The sequence below is a fragment of the Lishizhenia sp. genome (genome assembly GCF_057456495.1).
The window spans coordinates 1-19,576 of sequence record NZ_JBVCPV010000034.1; the positions used below are offsets into that span (position 1 = coordinate 1).

General features: G+C 36.7%; 16 protein-coding genes. 4 read left to right on the plus strand and 12 right to left on the minus strand.

The genetic code is table 11. The features are described from left to right. Together AC22ZQ_RS04060 and AC22ZQ_RS04065 are read right to left on the minus strand one after the other, a co-directional pair. Window positions 1-1,438, minus strand: a 1,438-nt coding sequence (locus tag AC22ZQ_RS04060) for a DPP IV N-terminal domain-containing protein (protein WP_318957398.1), incomplete at its 3' end; no start/stop codon positions are given. Window positions 1,439-1,444: 6 nt separating this feature from the next. Beyond that, complete coding sequence (locus AC22ZQ_RS04065; protein ID WP_318957399.1) at window positions 1,445-2,212, minus strand: DUF2461 domain-containing protein; 768 nt, start codon at window positions 2,210-2,212, stop codon at window positions 1,445-1,447. Between the two features lie 116 nt (window positions 2,213-2,328). Here AC22ZQ_RS04065 and AC22ZQ_RS04070 point away from each other — a divergent pair, with 116 nt between their 5' ends. Then, on the plus strand, window positions 2,329-3,402 hold the full coding sequence (locus AC22ZQ_RS04070; RefSeq protein WP_318957401.1) for a glycosyltransferase family 4 protein: 1,074 nt from the start codon (window positions 2,329-2,331) through the stop codon (window positions 3,400-3,402). Here the strand turns inward: AC22ZQ_RS04070 and AC22ZQ_RS04075 are convergent, their stop codons facing one another. From AC22ZQ_RS04075 to AC22ZQ_RS04095, 5 genes are all read right to left on the minus strand, one after another. Next, window positions 3,403-4,224, minus strand: coding sequence for a hypothetical protein (locus tag AC22ZQ_RS04075; RefSeq protein ID WP_318957402.1), 822 nt, complete (start codon window positions 4,222-4,224; stop codon window positions 3,403-3,405). It lies immediately after the preceding gene. 102 nt (window positions 4,225-4,326) lie between these two features. After that, window positions 4,327-6,714, minus strand: a complete 2,388-nt coding sequence (locus tag AC22ZQ_RS04080; RefSeq protein ID WP_318957404.1) for a DUF5723 family protein — start codon at window positions 6,712-6,714, stop codon at window positions 4,327-4,329. 8 nt (window positions 6,715-6,722) lie between these two features. Further along, window positions 6,723-8,414 (minus strand): hypothetical protein, encoded by a 1,692-nt coding sequence (locus AC22ZQ_RS04085; RefSeq protein ID WP_318957406.1) that lies wholly within the window; start codon window positions 8,412-8,414, stop codon window positions 6,723-6,725. Window positions 8,415-8,515: 101 nt separating this feature from the next. Further along, window positions 8,516-10,660 carry a hypothetical protein gene (locus AC22ZQ_RS04090; protein WP_318957407.1) on the minus strand — a complete coding sequence of 715 codons (2,145 nt, stop codon included), beginning with the start codon at window positions 10,658-10,660 and terminating at the stop codon, window positions 8,516-8,518. Window positions 10,661-10,736: 76 nt separating this feature from the next. Beyond that, complete coding sequence (locus AC22ZQ_RS04095) at window positions 10,737-11,345, minus strand: ribonuclease HII (RefSeq protein ID WP_318957408.1); 609 nt, start codon at window positions 11,343-11,345, stop codon at window positions 10,737-10,739. Window positions 11,346-11,523: 178 nt separating this feature from the next. Between AC22ZQ_RS04095 and AC22ZQ_RS04100 the strand changes: the two genes are divergently transcribed. The 3 genes from AC22ZQ_RS04100 to AC22ZQ_RS04110 all read left to right on the plus strand — a co-directional run bounded on the left by AC22ZQ_RS04100 (window position 11,524) and on the right by AC22ZQ_RS04110 (window position 13,854). Continuing rightward, window positions 11,524-11,892 (plus strand): hypothetical protein, encoded by a 369-nt coding sequence (locus AC22ZQ_RS04100; protein ID WP_318957409.1) that lies wholly within the window; start codon window positions 11,524-11,526, stop codon window positions 11,890-11,892. Window positions 11,893-11,987: 95 nt separating this feature from the next. Further along, window positions 11,988-13,064 (plus strand): glycosyltransferase, encoded by a 1,077-nt coding sequence (locus AC22ZQ_RS04105; RefSeq protein ID WP_318957411.1) that lies wholly within the window; start codon window positions 11,988-11,990, stop codon window positions 13,062-13,064. A gap of 76 nt (window positions 13,065-13,140) precedes the next feature. After that, window positions 13,141-13,854, plus strand: coding sequence for a YebC/PmpR family DNA-binding transcriptional regulator (locus tag AC22ZQ_RS04110; protein ID WP_318957412.1), 714 nt, complete (start codon window positions 13,141-13,143; stop codon window positions 13,852-13,854). Between the two features lie 86 nt (window positions 13,855-13,940). On the opposite strand, the gene AC22ZQ_RS04115 is transcribed toward AC22ZQ_RS04110, so the two are convergent. The 5 genes from AC22ZQ_RS04115 to AC22ZQ_RS04135 form a co-directional block, all read right to left on the minus strand. Beyond that, window positions 13,941-14,456 carry a DUF4382 domain-containing protein gene (locus tag AC22ZQ_RS04115; protein ID WP_318957414.1) on the minus strand — a complete coding sequence of 172 codons (516 nt, stop codon included), beginning with the start codon at window positions 14,454-14,456 and terminating at the stop codon, window positions 13,941-13,943. A 437-nt stretch (window positions 14,457-14,893) separates the two neighbouring features. Beyond that, the gene (locus AC22ZQ_RS04120; protein ID WP_318957417.1) at window positions 14,894-15,586 is read right to left on the minus strand and encodes a response regulator transcription factor; all 693 of its coding nucleotides are present in this window, start codon (window positions 15,584-15,586) and stop codon (window positions 14,894-14,896) included. Between the two features lie 5 nt (window positions 15,587-15,591). Beyond that, complete coding sequence (locus AC22ZQ_RS04125) at window positions 15,592-16,938, minus strand: sensor histidine kinase (RefSeq protein ID WP_318957419.1); 1,347 nt, start codon at window positions 16,936-16,938, stop codon at window positions 15,592-15,594. Between the two features lie 7 nt (window positions 16,939-16,945). Further along, the gene (locus AC22ZQ_RS04130; protein ID WP_318957420.1) at window positions 16,946-18,064 is read right to left on the minus strand and encodes a ThiF family adenylyltransferase; all 1,119 of its coding nucleotides are present in this window, start codon (window positions 18,062-18,064) and stop codon (window positions 16,946-16,948) included. A 41-nt stretch (window positions 18,065-18,105) separates the two neighbouring features. Beyond that, window positions 18,106-19,576 (minus strand): SulP family inorganic anion transporter (locus tag AC22ZQ_RS04135; RefSeq protein ID WP_318957421.1); only part of this gene is annotated, 1,471 nt, incomplete at its 5' end.

Sequence of the window (19,576 nt, forward strand, 5' to 3'; positions counted from 1 at the left end):
CGAAGTTACTTGGCTTTATCAAACGCTGGTAAAGATCTGTTGTACCATCTGCAGATTTAATCGTAGAAATTTCGGCAGTACCCATCGTTACATTTTCGTAAGGATTTTTAGCTGTTAGCATATTGCTTACTTTTCCTTTACTTGTAATCATCTGTGCAACATTAGGTGTTGTATGGTTCGAGTACTGATCAAAGATGTATTTTCCTGATGGACTTACAGCAACACTGTGCGTTCCTTCAACCTCTGTTACCAAAGATTGATTTCCAGAATAATCTACCTTGTAGACCATAGTATTCATTCCATTATCTCCTGTTGCATAGTAATATACCTCTTTGGAAGTAGATGAAATAATGTCTTTTGTTACGAATTTGTTTGACGTTAATTTCTGAATCAACTCACCATCAATGGTGTAGTAGTATAAATTGTTGTAACCATCTTGCTCAGAAATCCAGATAAAGTTATTACTCCCCTCTTTTGGAAAGTAAGCTGGATGCTCAGGTTCTGTCCACGTTTCACTTTTTTCAGTAATTAATGTAGCCACAAATTCACCTTCAACGGTGTACTTGTTTAAGTTCATTTCGTTCTGACCACGATTAACTTCTGCTATTAAAAAGAATTTTTCGTCTGGTGTAAACGTAACATTTGTAAGGTAAGCATCCTCTTCTCCTCTCGGTGTGATGTATACTACACTTCCTTTTGCAACATTGTAAATTCCAACACTTGGCTTTTCACTTTTCTGACCCGCCATTGGGTATTTAATCGATTTCAATTCACCTGGGTAAGTAGAATTATCTAACATTGGGTAATCGTGTACTTCAGATTCATCCTTTTGGTAGAATGCCAAGTAGTTTCCATCTTCTGACCAAAACAATCCTTCTGTAATTCCAAACTCACTTCTTGCAAAAGCTTGTCCGGCAACAATGTTAGGATCTGTATGTTGTGTTACTTGAATATTTTTATTTCCCTTATTGATAAATACATTGTTATCTACAGTATAAGCTACTGTTTGCGTTGCAGTGTGCACTTTTGCATTAGCACTACCATCTTTCAACTCAGCAAATAATTTTCCTGCATCTGTATCTACGTTATAGCTGTAAAATTTCTTTCCTTGTTCTACAACCATAAATTCATTTCCCGAAATCCAATCGAAACCAGAGAACCAACGCAACTTACCATTTACCGCTGCATTTACTTCAGCAATTTTAGCTATCGTGTCTACTGAATTTGCTTTTTTTCCACTTCCTTCTAACAAAGAAGTGTAAGCTCCTAGGTATGAAAAATTATCAGAATTTGGAATCCATGAGAAGCCCATAATGTGCTCTGGATAGTACTTTCTGTATTGGTTCATCACTGCCGATTCTATGGTCAATGTTTCTTTTTGACCATAAGCAAGCATACTTAGACCCACACAGGTCATTACAACTAACTTTTTAAACATTTACTCTTACTTTATATGTTTGGTAAAAAACTTATTTAATTTTTGAGCTGCTTGGTATTTTGAGAGTATAAACTCACCCAAGTCGTCTCGTAGAATAGTTTCGGGGGTAAATTTGGCGAAATAATACCAATTTTTATTAAAAATCAGAGGTTCTTTCTCAGCCGCTGCCTTTAAATGCTTAGGAATAATTTTGTTCTTATCTCCTCTTATTTCTCCGTAAGTGGCTAAGAAATCTGCATCTTGGTAGGCTTTCTGAAATTCATCCAAGTTGTCTGCAATTGCTTCTCTAACTTCTAAGAGTTGCTCTTTCTCCAGTTTATAAACTCCTCCATATACACGTAAATCCTCCGGTCCCATTTCAAAATATAGACCTGGTGTGGTGTGGTTCTTCTTCCCACCTTCTACCAATACGGCAGAGCGATTCAACTTATAGGGTGTTTTATCTTTAGAAAAACGTATATCTCTGTTGATTCTGAAGATACAATCCTTAGCCTCAAGTTCTCCCCAGGCTGGATTAATGGCTTTACCTTTTTCTATCAAATGATCTACAAAAGCTTTCATGGGATCTTTTACACTTTTGTGATAACGTTTTCTATTTTCATCAAACCAATCTTTGTTGTTATTGGGAGCAAGTTCAATGAAGAAATCTAAATAATCTTGAGTAAAAAATGCCATAATCTTGTTTTGTCGTGGGAAGATAAGCAATAATTCTTCTTCCTTCTTTGAGATTGTTATTGGAGGTATATTTTCGGGATGAAGTATCAGCTTCTTCATTGAAGCTCCACGAGGATTTAGAAACTTTCTAAACATGAGCAAAATTGATTTTTTGTACATTCGCGACTATGGGGTACAGGATAGCCGTAAATGCGAGGTTTCTTTTAAAACACAAAATGGAGGGTTTTGGATGGTATACATTCGAGAACTTCAAGCGCATTGTTCAACAACACCCTGAACATGAATTCATCTTCTTTTTTGACCGCAAATACGATCCAAAATTTGTCTTCGCTGATAATGTGACTCCCGTAGTCTTATATCCACAAGCTAGGCACCCAGAACTGTTTAAAATTTGGTTCAACTTTGCTGTCCCTCGTGCACTTAAAAAATATAAGTGTGATGCTTTTATTTCTCCTGATGGATACTTGAGTTTAAACACTAAGCTTCCTCAACTCATTGTAATGCACGACCTGAATTTTGAACACAACCCACAGGATTTACCCAAAAGTGCTTTGAATTACTACAAAAAGTACTTTCCTAAGTTTGCTCAAAAGGCCCAAAGAATTGTAACCGTTTCTGAATACTCAAAACAAGATATCGTTCAACAATACGGCATTGCTCCTGAAAAGATTGATGTTGGGTACAATGGTGCTTCTCCCATTTTTAAGCCTATATCAAATACAGAAAGTGAAACTGTAAAGCAATTGTTTAGCAAGGGGAAAAATTACATTCTATTTGTGGGTGCTTTGAGTCCCAGAAAAAATTTAAATCGACTTATTGCTGCCTTCGATGCTATGCATAAAGAAGGTAAATCTGATTTAGAACTTGTCATTGTTGGAGAGGATTTATTTAAGTCGATGGAAACAAAAATAGAGGCCTCTACAAAGGAACATATACATTTTACGGGACATTTGAGTCAAGCCAACTTAGCCCAGGTAGTTGCTGCAGCACATATATTTGCTTTCGTACCCTATTTCGAAGGTTTTGGTATTCCATTATTAGAAGCCATGCAAAGCGGTGTACCCTGCTTGGCAGCCAAGGCAACATCTCTTCCTGAAGTTGGAGGTGACGCTGTATTATATTGTGACCCTTACAATGTTGATGCTATAAAAGAAGGATTGATCCGATTAGCTGAAGACGAAACGTTACGCAATACATTAAAAGAAAAAGGACCCCAAAGAGCCCTTAACTTTTCTTGGGACAAGAGTGCCGAAGTACTCTGGTCTGCCTTTCTTAAAATGATGGATTAATCAATTCCATGAGGCACTCTCATAGACCTGTGTTCTTACCCTACCAGTTGTAACATGAAAATTGACTTGCACAGGTTGGTTCATATATTTTTCTTCATTGGCCATCAAGTCCTTCACAAAATCATCTTGATGAGTGATTTTAACAGCTGAAAAATACCCCACGTTAACATTCGGTTCTCCAATCAACATATACAAATCATTTTGCGCCTGAAGCAAACCAATAAAGTGCGGTTTAAATCTACCTGCTTTGTTTACTAAAGTCATTACACGCTTTGTATCATTTTCTTCTGTTCTTATTTTCGAAAACGCCAAATTTGGTAGCTCCTCATAAATGTCTGTAGTTCTCAATTGTGAATAAACTGCTTTACCATTTTCATAATAAGTCCTCTTCTCGGTGTACATCGCAAGATCATTTGAGGTCAGTTCATCATAGTTATGAAAAACAGCTTCTAACCCTTCTTCTTCGTTAAAATAAAAGACTTTTGTACCTCTTCTTCCATAAGTACCTTCTTGGTATTTTTCAACAGCCTTTACTAAAACACCGTCTAAATAATAAGCATCTACCTGCTCTACATATCCTGAATCGGTAATTTCGTAACGTAAACTTTTATCTACTGCAAACTCTTCAACCGGCGTCATTTCAATTTTCTTGACATAAGCCATTGCCGGACCATTGTATCCAAGATCATTTGCAGAACTTTGATCGGCCACATTTTCTTCGGGCATGGGTACTAAAGTCACCTCTTTATTATCAATGGTTTTTTGCTCACAAGATGTAGTAAGCAATAATGCCGCAAGTGTATATCCAAGTAGTTTATGCATTCGTTTTTCTTTTAGAAATACAAAAATAGCAAATCGTAACAGATGGTATCAAAGAAAAAGTCCCGACAAACTGCCGGGACTTTAAAAATTAGTATCCTAAGATTAATCAAAAATCAAGGTCATTTCAACCCTTCTATTTTTAGCTCTTCCTTCTTCGCTATCGTTAGATGCTAAAGGTTGAGTTTCACCATAGAAAAGCGTAGTAATTCTCGCTTCTTCTACACCTTGTTCCATCAAGTAAGATTTCACGGCCTCTGCCCTTTCTTTAGATAACTGAAGGTTCGTGGCAGGATCTCCGACATTGTCAGTATGTCCTTCTATTTTCAACTTGAACTCTGGGTTTTCATTCATCACTTTTGCAAGCGCATCCAAAGAACCGTAAGAAGCATCCTTAATCACTGCTTTTGCTGTTTCAAATTCTAAGTTATCAAAAGCGGTTTGTATCACTTTTTTAACTTCTTCTTTAACTACAGGACATCCTTTATTTTCTACAACTCCCGGTGTTTTAACACATGCATCATCTTTATCTAATACACCATCTCCGTCAGTATCTGGGTAAGGACAACCTTTGTTTTCAACAGGACCAGCAATCTCAGGACATTCATCCTGCGGGTCTGCAACACCGTCTTCATCCGTATCTGGACAACCTTGAAACTCTTTTAATCCAGCAGTTTTTGGACAGACATCTTGAGCATCCTCAATACCGTCACCATCTGAATCCGGACAACCCTTAAACTCTGCTAAACCGATCACCTCTGGACAAGCATCTTCCTTATCTATGATTCCATCACCGTCGGTATCTGGACATCCCTTGTTTACGATATCACCTGGAAGAGAAGGACAAAGATCTTCGCTATCTTGAACTCCATCCCCATCAGAGTCTGGACAACCATTAAAGGCTAGAATCCCTGCTTTATCAGGACATTTATCTTCTTTATTTTTAATTCCATCACCATCTCTATCTGACTTCTTCACCTTATTTACATCAGCTTTAGGGGCTCTTTCTTTTTCCTCTCTAATTTTCTCCTTTGCTTTTTCCTTCTTATTCTTTTTCTTATTTCCTAGAGCCACATTAAAACCTACACGTGCTTGGAAATGTTTTGCGCTATAGGGAAGAGTAATACTCTCTTGCGTAGTTACAGGATTTCCATTTGCATCATCTTCTGTAACCGAATACATAAGATCTGCTGTATTAAGCGCTAAAAGGTTATCTACAATAGCATGTATTTGGAAACCACCCAAACCTAGAACTATTCCTGCTCCCGCATTAGAACGTTTATCCAAGAAGGTGTAATTGGCCGTCAATTGAATTTTACGCGTTAAATTTTGCGTGTAAGAAAATGTTAAAGATGGTCTTAAACTCCCTCTATACAACTCTCCAAAAAACAATGCGCCAACTTGTCCTTTTAACCTAGGATTCTCTATTAATGTATAATTAGCGCCCAGGTAAAAACGTGTTACTAATGAGGTTGTAAAGGAATTGGTATTTCCATTGGTTTGAAACTGTTCTTCAAACTCTTCACCAATTTGAGTAAAATGGTCTCCTGCCGGATCTGCCGTTGTATCTGCATTAAACAAGGCATTTGAAAAGTCAATTCCTGAGTAGGCTATATCAACATCTTCCGACTCAAAGTTCATATTTCCAGATTTCCAATTGATAAAGCCCAAATCTATCAAACTCGCACTCACGTTTAATTTTGGCGTTACGTTGTAACTTGCACCAAGATCTAAAGCCACACCGTAGTTTCCATTTACATTTCTGTAATACCCTTCTGCACTTGCGTTTTCATTCGTATCAATTCCAGAAGTGTACATTTCGTAACGACCTGTCACCGCCAAATCATAAGTTATAGTATCTGTGGTTAACTTAAAAGTGGATGATTTGGTGTAAATACTATTCATTCCACTCAACAACTTCACTTTTGCTCCGAAGGTCCATTTATCATTTACCTTTCTTTGATAACCTAACCCAAAGCTTCTATAATGAAGTGCGTCAATGCCCATATTAGAGAAGTCTAACACTCCCCCATTTTCTTCGAAATTTCCGTTCCCATAAAATGGAAAAGTGAGTAAATCTTTAGGCAATGTTACACGCGTAAAGACATTCTCGTTGGCCGAAAAATAAATGAAATTGTTTGCCTTAAACCTAAATCCGAAAGAAAGTAACTCGAGGTTTAAACTTGTTCCAACGTAATTTCTGTTCGTCCACATATTTGTTAGATGATCAACACGCAAACGTGTACCTGTTGAAGTATTCTCAAACAAATCCTTAGGGGTAGCCAAGTTATTTGTAAAGTTTAAATATATAGATGACAATGCAGGAATACCTATGTACAAACGACCATCTACCGCATTGGCAGGATTGGTATACAATGTTTGTTGTAAACTCGATAAGTTGTATAAACCATAATCTTGTTGTGCTCTTACCTGTAGTACTAATGTTAATACAAGAAAAACAACGCTCGTTTTAAATAATCTTTTATTTCGCATCACTTGTATTAATTAGAAAGGTTAACATTAAAATTAATTTTCGCAGAAAGCGTAACCGTCAATTCATATTCTGGATAGAACTTAACGTCTTGCATTTGATCAGCGTCACTTGTATTTAAGTTTGCACGATACACCACTTTTCTCGTTCCTTGAGAAATTAAACTTTGTAATTGTTCACTGTCTAGCTTAACATCAGTAATACGTCTTGTATTTGCTATTACTTTTCCAAAATTAGGGTCGGTAACGGGTAAAGAATTATCGATAACACCGCTTGGAATTAGGTTATCTAAACTCGCATCTTCGAATAAGGAATCCAGAACTACATAATTTTCGTCTAAGAAATAGACTTGAGCACCCAATGCTAAAGGTAAGCCGTTGTCGCTAATGATTCTTATTGTAGCACTCTCGATGTCCTTATCATCAAAATTACTTTCGGTATCTAAATCTAAAGCTTCTTCCAAATCTAAATCTGAAGTATCTTGAAATGAAAAATTAGACGCATATCCATAAATAGGCAAGATGACCTCTATATCTCCTGACACACTTGCATTACCCGTTAGAAAATTTTGTGCAACACCATCTGGGTTTGTTTCTGCTCCGAGCTCAAACACGATTTGATTGGGACTGGCATCTATCAACTCTGATAAACTTGGGGTTGTATTGGAATTATTAATACTGTGAAAAAACTCTGCTGTATCTCCAATAAAACTAGCTCCTGGGATAGTTGGAATATTCGTTAGTCCTGGTCCACCCAAACTCTGACTAGAACCTGAGTTGACGTCATACAGACCGGTGAAATTAATACCTAATGGAAGTCCAGCCGATGACCTCAAATATAAATTCAACTGAGGGTCGGCAAAGTGAATATCTCCTGAAATATAATTGGTAAACACAGGTAAACTCTGGGTGTCTTGTGCAACAATGTTTTGGAAATTCCCAAAATATCCCCAAATGCTTTCAAAACTTCCCAATTGAAGCTCCATGTCAAAACCAATACTTTCACTTCCTAAATAAGGCTGACCTGTTTTTGTTAAGGTAACCTCTACATTCACTTCCAGTTCATTATTCGTTTGACCGTTTTTCGATAAATCCAGCACATAATTGGCTAAATCTAGATTCACGATATCCTCCGTTGGTGTGGACCCTTGATAGCTCAAGTCTATTGAAGAACTGTAGGCTACACCATTTTGTTTCAAATAAGGAATTGAAATGTTGAGTGTAACATCATGTTGCATATCTGTATATGCAGATATATTCAAAGCTCCACTAGATATACGAATGCTATCCACTTCCTCCCCATTGGAAAAGGCAAAGTTTTCGTTCAAAGTTTCTGAAAAGTTTACACTAGAACCCGCAGGTGCTAAAGCAAAAGCGGATGCCGTTGATGGAGGAACGGTTACATCGTAGTTTAAATTCTGACTCGGTAAATCTATTAATTCACCTGCATCAAACTCAAACAAATTCTGTCCATAAACGAGCCTGAATAATTCGTCATTTTCATTATAAATCAATTCTCCTACGTCGAACTCTTTTTCTAAATCTCCAAGATTAAGAGTCGCTTTGGCCAAAGGAATAGCGAAGCTGGGATCAGCCTCGGTCAAATCGAGGTTATCTACCTCAAAGGTCTCTTTTTTACAGCTAAATACAAATCCAACCGATAGCAGTAGTAGGATAAAATAGCCCAATTTATTATTTGTCATAGGGTTAATTTTTCATCATCAAAGATAGACTAAAACAACCTGACAAAAAAGAAACATTCCTGTTAATAGAATGGGAAACACCCCATTTAACTAAGTTTTAATTATCCGTTAATCACCATAGAGTAGATGATAAGGTTTTGTTCAACTTGGCTAAGAACAAGTAATTCTTGGGTATCCTTTTGATAAACAAACGAAAGTAAAGCCTCTCCTTCCTTAGGCCAGTTTTTCATTAACTTGCCTTCATTATTAAAGAGGTAAACATTATTTTCTAATTGATCTAAAATAAGCGTATAATATTTCCCCTTTACCTCGAAAGTATGAATTTGTGTGACTTCCTGATTACTCTTATTGATATGGGTTAATTCATCTCCATAAGCACTGTAAACATGAATTACTCCATCCTTTAAACCATATAAATAATGATTATCCTGCCATACTTTTGAACCAACGATATTTCCTACCACTTCACCTGAAATGTTCAACAGAATATTTTTCTCTTGTTGAGGTAAAACAGAAATAACATCTCCTCCAGACTTTAAATTAAGATTTGAAAAATTACTGGCTTTACTTTTCAATTTTGATTTTTCCAATTCCACACAAAATGCTTCTGCTGTAGTACTCACCCAAGCACTTAAAGTACCTTTTCTATTTAGGCCATGAACTTTTCCAACAATTGCTTCCCGTGCTGTTTTTTGAATGATGAGCTCCATTCCCTTAGCATTAAGCATTATCACTTCTCCAGCACTTGTACCAAAGATGTATTTTGATTGCCCTCTCCAGGATACAGCAGCGAACTCGGCGGTTAATTCATTGTCAAATTTCACCGGAAACCCATTCACTTGGTTACCCTTTAAATCGAGAATGTAAAATTCATTTGCCGTTGTAAATGCAACTTGATGCTTTTTATTTTGATAAACATCAACCACTTTAAGGTTTTGAATATCTCCCTCTACTTTCCCTTGCCAAAGTAAATCACCCTTGCGTCCATACAAAAAATAGGCTCCATCCTTGGCACTTACAAAATATGAGTAAGAAGCTCTGATATGATCCCAAATGGGTAATACATCATGTAATGCTTTCCCCACTGCTATGGTTCTAACCTTACTTTTAGGAGTTGTGGCAGGCAGTGTAATATCACCTGTAGTTTTATCCACTTTAAAACTTTGAACTTCCGAATAACTAATACTTGTTCCTTTATTTTCTCTAATACTTCTAAAATGGACTTCATTGGTAAGGTCGCCATATACACGTTGTTGCTTAGCAACATTTAGTGCTAGTGTTTTACCTAATTTATAATGTAATGCAATCTGTTTACACAGCTCCTGATTCTCTGCAATCACTACTTTATCTTCCACCTCTAAGACATAAATAGCCCCTTCTTTCTTACGCGGAAATTCACTTGTTAATTGGAAGCCTTCAAAATGCTTCACATCATTTTCCAGGTAGTTGGTGTCCACTTTATCGCTTCTTTCTAAAAGAATTAAGATAGGATTTTGTTGCGCACTGTAATCCGAAATGATAAATGGATTTCCTTTCAATTTCCCTGTTACAATTCCCTTATCTACCCATTCCGCCATTACACCATTGCGATAAACACTATCTTGATTTTCTAGGTAATGATATTGATAAAAGGTATAATCTTCTACCTCTTCTGGTACCACATAAGCAAAGTTCAATTGATCATCCACAGCTAACCCCATGGCTTGTTGAGCAAGCTTACTTTTATATTGATAATTCCCTTGGGCCGTTCTGTATACATCTGTGTTAGCGCCATTCGTAAAATCTACCAAACTTGCAGATGCATTTTTATCATTGAGTCCTAAAAAATGTGCTTTCTCCTCGTTTAATTTTAATTTGTTTTTTGCCACCAAAACAAAATTACCCTTGTTGAAATACACTTCCTCTTGCGTAATGTTGAGTGCTTTGGTAAAATCTTCTAGCTCCTGTTTGGACCATTTTCTCTTTTGTTCTGCAATGAAAAATGATCGATTCGCTGAAAAGTAATACTTCAAGTGAGTAAATGAGGTTGGAACCTCTACATTTAGATAAGTATTTCTGGTATTCAGAATGTTTTTTACGTCACCTATTTCATTCCATCTATTCACAACAAGAACAGCGCTATCTTCCGCATTAAATACATATTCTGGATGATAAGAAAACTTCTCTTTTTCTATCAGAGAGAAACCCGCATAAGCTATCCACGCTAAGCTTCCTATAAATAGAATGATAATCAACACTGTTCTCATGGCAACTAAATTAACTCAATTCTTGCGCCTTTAGATTCGGCAAAATAAAAGATGCAAACATTTCACCTTTAAAAAACTAAAACTTCAGGGATAGCTGTTCATCTGAAAGTAACTTAAAACTCTTTCTATGATAGGGAGTTTCTCCATGTTCGAAGATGGCAGCTCTGTGTTTCTTGGTGGGGTAACCTTTGTTCTTTTTCCAATCATAATAAGGATACTTCTCATGTAGTTGATTCATGATGTCATCTCTATACGTTTTGGCCAAAACAGAAGCTGCTGCTATACTCAAGTACCTTCCATCCCCTTTTATCATACACGTATGTTCTACATTTGGATAAGGGTTAAAGCGATTTCCATCTATTAACAAATGATCCGGTTTAATTTTGAGAAGATCAATTGCTCTATGCATGGCTAAAAAACTAGCATTTAAAATGTTGATCTTATCGATTTCTTCGTGGTCAACAATTCCAACCCCATAAGCAAGCGCTTGTTCTTCAATTATCGGTCTGAGCAAATCACGTTGCTTTTCGCTTAGCTTTTTAGAATCATTTAAGAGTTCATGTTCAAAATCTTCTGGTAGTATTACCGCTGCTGCCACTACAGGTCCGGATAAACACCCTCTTCCCGCTTCGTCACAACCTGCCTCCACTCGGCCCTCCACTTCAAACGCTAATAGATTTCCCATAAAATGCAAGATTACAAAATTATCAGTAAGATGAAATCTGAACGGCATAAAACTTGTTCTAAAAATCTTTGGTGGAAGTGGAGCAACTTTTAACCGTTTATTTACGTTTAATATGTTAGGAAAGTAATTTATTGCTATTAACTTTAGGAATGAAATGCTTGACTATAAAACAAAAAACATGAAAAAATTATTTACATTCTTATTAGTAGTTACTTGCAGCTTTTTGAGTTTCGGACAAGAAAACCAGGCTGTAGCAGAGGGTACGGAAACAACATTTAGCGAAGCTGTAGCTAGTGGTGTGTTTTACTTTATCTTACCTGAAGGAACAAGTGCTGAAGAAGTAAAAAAGAACAGTGCATACTATACCAACTTCTTTACAGTAGAGTATGATGCAACTACACGCAAGTCTACAATTAAGATGGTAGATAACTCAGCAGAATCAAGACACGTAATTGTAAGATTTTTAATATCGAATAAAGTAAGAACTGTAAAACTTGGAGCCACAGAATATACCGTTTCTGAGTTTTATGAAAAATATTTAAAATAAAAAACCTTAATTACCGTAGGGCCGCTACTAATTTTTGTAGCGGCTTTTTTTGTGCCAAAAGTTTTGATTATTCAACGAAAGCTTATTTTTGAAGAATGGCGAATTCTGGGAAACACATCTTCTTTTTAGCACCTTACCCTAAAGGCGCCGCACCTTCTCAACGTTTTCGTTTTGAGCAATACTTGGACTATCTCAAGGAGCAGGGCTTTAACTACTCCTTCCACCCTTTTTATGACCAAAAAGCATGGGAAACCTTATACGCGCAAGGAAAAACCGGGGTTAAACTTTTTCATCTTTTGCGCAGTTTTATGCGTAGAACCTTATTGATGTTTCAACTGCACCGGGCTGATTATATTTTTGTTCACCGCGAGATGAGTCATGTTGGACCGCCAATTTTTGAATGGATTACCACCAAAGTATTGAGAAAGAAATTTATTTACGATTTCGACGATGCGATTTGGCTTCCCAATTACAGTGAGCAAAACGCCAAGTTCCAAAAATTAAAGATGTACAAAAAAGTCTTTCGCATTATGCGATGGGCCAATCAAGTAACTGCTGGAAATACTTTTTTATGTAAAAAAGCGCGAGAATTTAATCCACACGTTCAATTCTTACCCACCACCATAGATTTACATTACCACACTGCTGAAGCTAAAAAAGAAGGTAAACTAACCATAGGTTGGACAGGTTCTCACACTACGGCTAAATACTTACACGACTTAGTACCCGTTATTCAGGAATTGAATAACAAATATGATTTTGATTTTTTAGTTATTTCGAATGAAAATCCAGGTTTAGACCTACCCAACTTAAAATACATACCTTGGGAGAAAAACAGTGAAATTAAAGATTTAAATCTGATAGATATTGGTATCATGCCCTTAGAGGATAGCGTATGGACACACGGTAAATGTGCCTTCAAAATATTGCAATACATGGCCCTGTCTAAAGCTTGTGTAGCCTCACCCGTTGGTGCAAATCTTACCGTTATTAAGGAAGGTGAAAATGCCTTATTTGCACAGTCCGAAAAAGAATGGTACGATGCACTTGAAAAACTAATCTTCGATGAAAATCTACGCTATGAATTAGGAGAGAATGCTTTTGAAACCGTTAAGAATCATTACTCGGTTGTGGCTAATCGCGAAAAATACCTGTCATTATTTCAGAAATAAAGGCTTAAGCCCGCTCATAACTAGGCAAATTCCTAACATTTTTTTACTTTTGAATTCCTAAAATTTAAGACAAGAAATGGGTAGAGCATTTGAATATCGCCGAGCTGCGAAAGAGAAACGATGGGATAAGATGTCGAAATTATTCCCAAAACTTGCTAAGGCCATCACTATGGCGGCAAAAGAAGGTGGAGATGATCCTGCTATGAATGCTACTTTGCGTACTGCGATTCAAAACGCCAAGGCGCAAAACATGCCAAAAGACAATATAGAAAACGCCATTAAAAGAGCGACGTCTAAGGATGTTGAAAACTATACAGAGGTTAATTACGAAGGAAAAGGACCTCATGGTGTATTGGTTTACGTTGAGTGTGCTACAGACAATACAACAAGAACAGTTGCCAACGTAAAATCTTATTTTAACAAAGCAGGTGGTTCTGTAGTTCCTAATGGTTCTTTAGAATTTATGTTTAATCGTAAGGCGGTGTTTAGAATTGAAGAAAACATTGATGCCTTAGATGTTGAAGAACTTGAATTTGAATTGATCGACGCTGGTTTAGAAGAAATCATTAAAGAGGAAGATAACATTACTATTTACGGTGACTACACAAGCTTTGGTACTTTGCAAACCGCTTTGGAAGAAAAGAACATAGAAGTAGCTAAAGCCAACTTGCAGCGTATTCCTACAAGCTCCGTAGAATTTACTGAAGAGCAATTGGTAGATATTGAAAAGATGTTAGATAAGATTGAGGATGACGATGACATCCAACAAGTCTTTACAAATATTGCTTAATTCTTTAAAGCATTAAAAAGCCGAGTGAATATTTCACCCGGCTTTTTTTCTGTCTTCGTTATTAGCTGTTATAGCGCGCTAAAATCTTATAGCGTATCTACTACTTTCAATACTGGCTTCAACATGTACTTCCCGTTACCTGTTTGGTGAACTGAAGCTTCTGCGTCGAAGTCTATCAATAATTCTACACCATCATCTGGTATATTTACATTCTTAATTTTTAAACCTGATTGTTGTCCTGAAGGTGTTTTTAAATCGTGGTACACGCTATCCACTAAAACAGTATTTGCGTCACCTAATAAAAATCTTAATTCAGTAATTACACCCACTGGCAAAGATGCGTCATATGCTACCTCAAATGAATTGGTGTCTTGGTATTCTAACAGATCGTAAATTCCTTGATTCGTCGGTAAGTCATACCATCCCGATTGGTTTGGATCGTCTGCGTCAATTTGAGCACTAACTTGTTCTATTTCTACATTAACCTCTTGGTAATCACCAGGAGCATCTGTCATTCTTATACGTAAAGAAGCTTCTTCGCTTTTTTCACATGAGAAAAATAAAACTGATAGTGCAAGTAATGATAAAATCTTGTTTTTCATGGTTCTAAATATTTTAGTACACCACAAAGATAAGGGAGACAACAGCCTGATTCCAAAATTATCCCTTCCTAATAGAATCTAGTTTATTATTCGCATCCCCTTAGTTATTTTCAGTCAATTCATTTAAGAGGGGGGAGTGTTTTCACCTAAATAAACCGTTGATTACCTACGCTATAACAGACCAAATACAAGGAAAAGTGAAGTCTTGAATTTCTTTAGTACTACAAGGATTACATTCTCTAAAACCGTATCAAAACACACGGTAATAGGGCTTTTAAAAAATAATCAAAGAGTTTAGTATGCATGTGCTTTTCTCCTTTGATGGATAAACAATGATGAAACAATAAAGGAAGGGAAATAAAATAATTTCAATCTTCAGGGAAATTAACCTTTAGTTACAAGAAGCGTAATTTTAAGCCGCAAAAATGATGTAACTATTATCCGTTAACAACCTCCAATTTAAAGCCAATTCCATGCACATTTTCTATGCTCACGTTGGTATCTTGACTTAAATATTTGCGCAATTTCGTAATAAAAACATCCAAACTTCTTCCCACAAAATAATCATCTTGCCCCCAAACGGCGTTTAAAACAATTTCTCTGGGCAACACTTGGTTTTTGAATTTACACAGCATGTTGAGTATTTGGGCTTCCTTTTTCGTCAATTTCTTTTCAAATTCCGAATGCGTCAGCATGTAATTGTCTTTGTCGTAAGTATAAGTACCTAGTTTGACGATATGTTCTTCCTCCTCTTCTACTTCAACATTTACCCTTTTCAACAAAGCTTTTACACGAAATTGCAATTCTTCATGAGAAAAAGGTTTGGTTAAATAATCGTCTCCACCGGCCTTAAATCCTTCAATTTTATCTTCGGTCATGGATTTGGCCGTTAAAAAAAGAATAGGAACATCCGCATTTACCTTTCTTACATCACGCGCAAGCATAAAACCATCTTTCTTAGGCATCATCACGTCAAAAATACAAAGGTGAAAATGAGCTTCGTTAAAGGCTTTAAATCCTTCTTTTCCATCTGAAGCCAAATGTACATCGTAGCCTAAAGATTTCAATTGATCTGCAATGATAAATCCTAAACTCGTGTCGTCTTCACATAAAAGAATTTTCGCTTTCATACTTATTATTTAAAAGGTATAAAGATGGTAAATGTTGTTCCTTCACCTAAGTTACTATTAACTTTTATACTACCACCATGTTGCTCTACAATTAGCTTTACATAATACAATCCCAAGCCAAAGCCCTTCACATCATGAAGGTTTCCTGTTGGTACTCGGTAAAATTTATCAAAAATCATTCGCTGATCTTCTTTTTTCATACCAATACCATTATCCTTAATTTTTAAGGCCACGCCTTGATTGTAATTATTGGTGCTAATTTCTATGTTAGGATCTTCTTGACAATATTTGATAGCGTTATCCAAGAGGTTAAAAATAACATTGGTAATGTGCACCTCATCGGCATAAACCTCATCCTTTCGGGCATTTAATTCTAGATGTATATGTCCCTTATCTTTTAACTGGTTGAATTCAAAATTGTCTTTGGCTTCCTCCAATATTTCATGCAATGAGAAAGTTGATTTACTCAATTTCAATTCCTCTTTATCCAATTTGGCCACATTTAGAACGCGTTCCACTTGGTTTTCTAAACGTTTATTTTCTTTGTAAATAATGCTGGCGTAACGCTCGAGCCTTTCTTTGTCTTGAGATAAATCTTCACGTAAGATGGTTTCACTTGACAGACCTATTGTAGAAATAGGAGTTTTCAGCTCGTGCGTCATGTTGTTGATGAAATCCGTCTTTACCTCTGAAAGTCTTTTCTGACGAATAATGACACGAATAGAATAAGCGAAAAACAAGAGGATAAAGGCTACGATGGCAATTAAATACATCCAGGGGGATTTACTTTTTGGATAATCGGCCAAAGATATAGGAGTAACATTGGGGAAAAACACAGTAAAATAGTGGCCATCCTCCTGGTCCCAATCCAAATTAGGAGAGGTGATTCCAGCTACCGTATCGGAAATTGGTTCGTAGTATTTTTCTGTAGAGTAGCGAATGATATTTCCAAACACGATACTGTCGTTGAAACAATCGTAAATACCGTATTGAAAACTCTGGGTTATGTTCTGATCGTAAAATTCTCGTTTTAATAATTGTTCGAGATAATAGGGGTGTAAATCTTCATTAATATCTACTTGATAGTAATTCGTACTTACCTGTTTTACCCTACCATAGAGATCTGAACTATCTGCAATGTAGGTAGAAATTTCTTCCGTCACATTTCGAAGTGCTACCTTCACTTGTTCATGAAACTGACGTAATTGTAAACTATCTTGCTTAGCTTGTATACTGATATTAGTTTCTTGGGCCTTTAAAGTTGAATTGATCCAAAAAGCCTGTATAACTAAAATGCTGAGAATAGAACATATTCCCAGCACAATTACCGTATTGATAGTTTTTCTTTGCAAGTTTTTTCTATTGTGCGTCTAACCAAGCAAGGATACCACCTTCTAGGTTGTACAAGTTATCTAAACCATGATTTTGCTCGAGGTAAGCAATTACGTTTGCACTTCGCGCACCTGATCTACAATGAACAACTACTTTCCCCTCTTTTTTAAAGGCATCCACATTATCTGGAACTGTGTTCATAGGAATTAACTGTGCCTCCATATTGGCCTGATCGAACTCATGTTGTTCTCTTACGTCAATTAATGTAAAGTTCTCATTGGCCGCTTGCCATTGCTTCAATTCTTGAACATTGATAGATTTCATTTTATTTTGTTTTGGGACTCCACAAAACTCGTGGTAGTCAATTAATGTAGTTTGTTTATTTTCTGCTCTCGTCAAAGGATTGTTAGCATCCTTTTGGAAGTTTAAATTAAAAGTTTCTTGCGTAAGTCCGTTGTAAAACATCATTTTCTCACACAAGACTTCTCCAATACCTGTAATTACCTTCACGACCTCCAGGGCTTGTAAACTTCCCATTATTCCAGGCAGTACACCTATTACTCCCGCCTCTGAACAGCTTCTCACCTCACCTGCTGCTGGAGGCTGAGGGTAAATATCCCTGTAATTGGCAGACCGCTCACCGTTTTCTTTGAGGTAATTAAAGACTGAAAGTTGTCCGGTAAACTCATTGATTGAAGCATGAACATTCACTTTTTCCTTGAGTACACAGGCATCATTTATTAAATAACGTGTTGGAAAATTATCTGTACCATCCACCACAATGTCATAATCATCAATGACATCGAAGATATTTTCGGCCTGTAATGCCAAATCAAATACTTCAAAATTAACAAAGGGATTTTGTGCCTTTAAATGCTCTACCGCTGCACGTGTTTTTTTACTCCCCACATCATCCACCTTATAAAGTGTTTGACGTTGTAAATTGGACACATCCACCGTATCAAAATCAACGATTCCAATATTTCCAACTCCAGCGGCACATAAATAAGAAAGTAGTGGTGAACCTAATCCTCCAGCACCTACGACGAGTACATGGGCCTCTTTTAATTTGATTTGAGCCTCTTCACCAAATCCATCAAGAATTAAATGGCGATTGTACCTTACTTTTTCCTTCTCTGTTAACACAAGATAAAGGTAATCATCATTGCCCGAATCTGGGACGCTTTTTAAGAATTTTCTTTACTCTTTAATGCTGTGCTGGGCGACAAATTCTTACTATTCTTTCCCTTGTTAACATAAGAGATTTCTATGTTTTCCACTTTTGCCCTTTGTTGAAATTCTCGAATAACATCTTTAATATCTTCTGCCAAGTGCACTACCCTTCGTTTATCAATAACCACTTTTGCATCTCTTGGAATACTATCTAATGTTGCATTTAAAGAAGCTTTGTTTAAAAAGGTCATATGCTCAGAAAGTAAGACAATGTATTTCTCCTCGCCACCTTCTGTTCTCTTTTCTAGGTAATGAGATAGATTGAAATTATCATAAAGAATAAAAAGAACTGATACCACCATACCCAAGGCAATACCTTTTAACAAATCCGTCATTAATATCCCTACTATAGTCACCATAAACGGGATGAATTCAGACCATCCCCTTTTAAACATTTTTCTAAACAAGCTCGGTTTTGCCAACTTATATCCTACAACAAACAAGATGGCAGAAAGAGAGGCGAAAGGAATTAAGTTGAGGATAAAAGGAATGCTAAAAACACAAATTACTAATAAGACACCATGATATACCGCTGCCATTTTAGTTTTCCCTCCTGCTTCAATATTGGCTGAAGAACGAACGATTACTTGCGTAACTGGGAGTCCGCCTAACAACCCTGCGAGTACATTTCCTACCCCTTGAGCTACGAGCTCTCTATTGGGCGGTGTTGCATGTTTTTCAGGATCTATTTTATCGGTAGCTTCTACACAAAGAAGCGTCTCTATACTGGCTACTATGGCTATCGTAAAAGCAGCAATCCACACCCCCGAATTAGTAATTCCTGCAAAATACGGAAGCATGATTAAATCTTGGAAAGACCTACCTTCTACCGCAACATCTACACGATGAGAACTTACGATTTCCATAGAAGTTCCTTGGGTTATATACGCAAATAAAATCCCTAAAACCACCACTACTATTGCCCCTGGAAGGGTACCTAATATTGACTTTTTGATAAACTCTCTTTCCCAAACAATTAAAATCAATAAAGAAACAATAGTTAAGGCTAGAATAACTGGAGAAATGGCCCCTTCAGTAGTGAACATGATTTTTAACTCTTCGAAAAAAGTGTATTGTTCATTGACGTTATCATAATCTCCCAAAGTATCTGCATCAAAACCGAAGCCGTGGGTAATTTCTTTTTTAATCAAAATTAAACCTATAGCTGCCAACATTCCTTTGATGACTACATTGGGGAAATAGTAGGCCACGAATCCACCTTTCAATAAACCTAAAACGAGTTGAATTACTCCAGCCAAAACAACGGCTAAAAACAACATCTGTAAGGCGTAAATAGTTGGATCCATTCCGTCGGGAATAGCTCCACTTCTAAACCCTTCTGTAGTAGAAAGAATAATAGCTATAAGTCCGGCAGCCGGACCTGAAACTCCAATTCTAGATTGACTTATGGCTCCTACAACTATA

Bases quoted from the DNA above. Each gene is read 5' to 3' on its own strand.
- AC22ZQ_RS04065 (WP_318957399.1), bottom strand. From the start codon at position 2,212: ATGAAGAAGCTGATACTTCATCCCGAAAATATACCTCCAATAACAATC.
- AC22ZQ_RS04070 (WP_318957401.1), top strand. From the start codon at position 2,329: ATGGAGGGTTTTGGATGGTATACATTCGAGAACTTCAAGCGCATTGTT.
- AC22ZQ_RS04075 (WP_318957402.1), bottom strand. From the start codon at position 4,224: ATGCATAAACTACTTGGATATACACTTGCGGCATTATTGCTTACTACA.
- AC22ZQ_RS04080 (WP_318957404.1), bottom strand. From the start codon at position 6,714: ATGCGAAATAAAAGATTATTTAAAACGAGCGTTGTTTTTCTTGTATTA.
- AC22ZQ_RS04085 (WP_318957406.1), bottom strand. From the start codon at position 8,414: ATGACAAATAATAAATTGGGCTATTTTATCCTACTACTGCTATCGGTT.
- AC22ZQ_RS04090 (WP_318957407.1), bottom strand. From the start codon at position 10,660: ATGAGAACAGTGTTGATTATCATTCTATTTATAGGAAGCTTAGCGTGG.
- AC22ZQ_RS04095 (WP_318957408.1), bottom strand. From the start codon at position 11,345: ATGGGAAATCTATTAGCGTTTGAAGTGGAGGGCCGAGTGGAGGCAGGT.
- AC22ZQ_RS04100 (WP_318957409.1), top strand. From the start codon at position 11,524: ATGAAAAAATTATTTACATTCTTATTAGTAGTTACTTGCAGCTTTTTG.
- AC22ZQ_RS04105 (WP_318957411.1), top strand. From the start codon at position 11,988: ATGGCGAATTCTGGGAAACACATCTTCTTTTTAGCACCTTACCCTAAA.
- AC22ZQ_RS04110 (WP_318957412.1), top strand. From the start codon at position 13,141: ATGGGTAGAGCATTTGAATATCGCCGAGCTGCGAAAGAGAAACGATGG.
- AC22ZQ_RS04115 (WP_318957414.1), bottom strand. From the start codon at position 14,456: ATGAAAAACAAGATTTTATCATTACTTGCACTATCAGTTTTATTTTTC.
- AC22ZQ_RS04120 (WP_318957417.1), bottom strand. From the start codon at position 15,586: ATGAAAGCGAAAATTCTTTTATGTGAAGACGACACGAGTTTAGGATTT.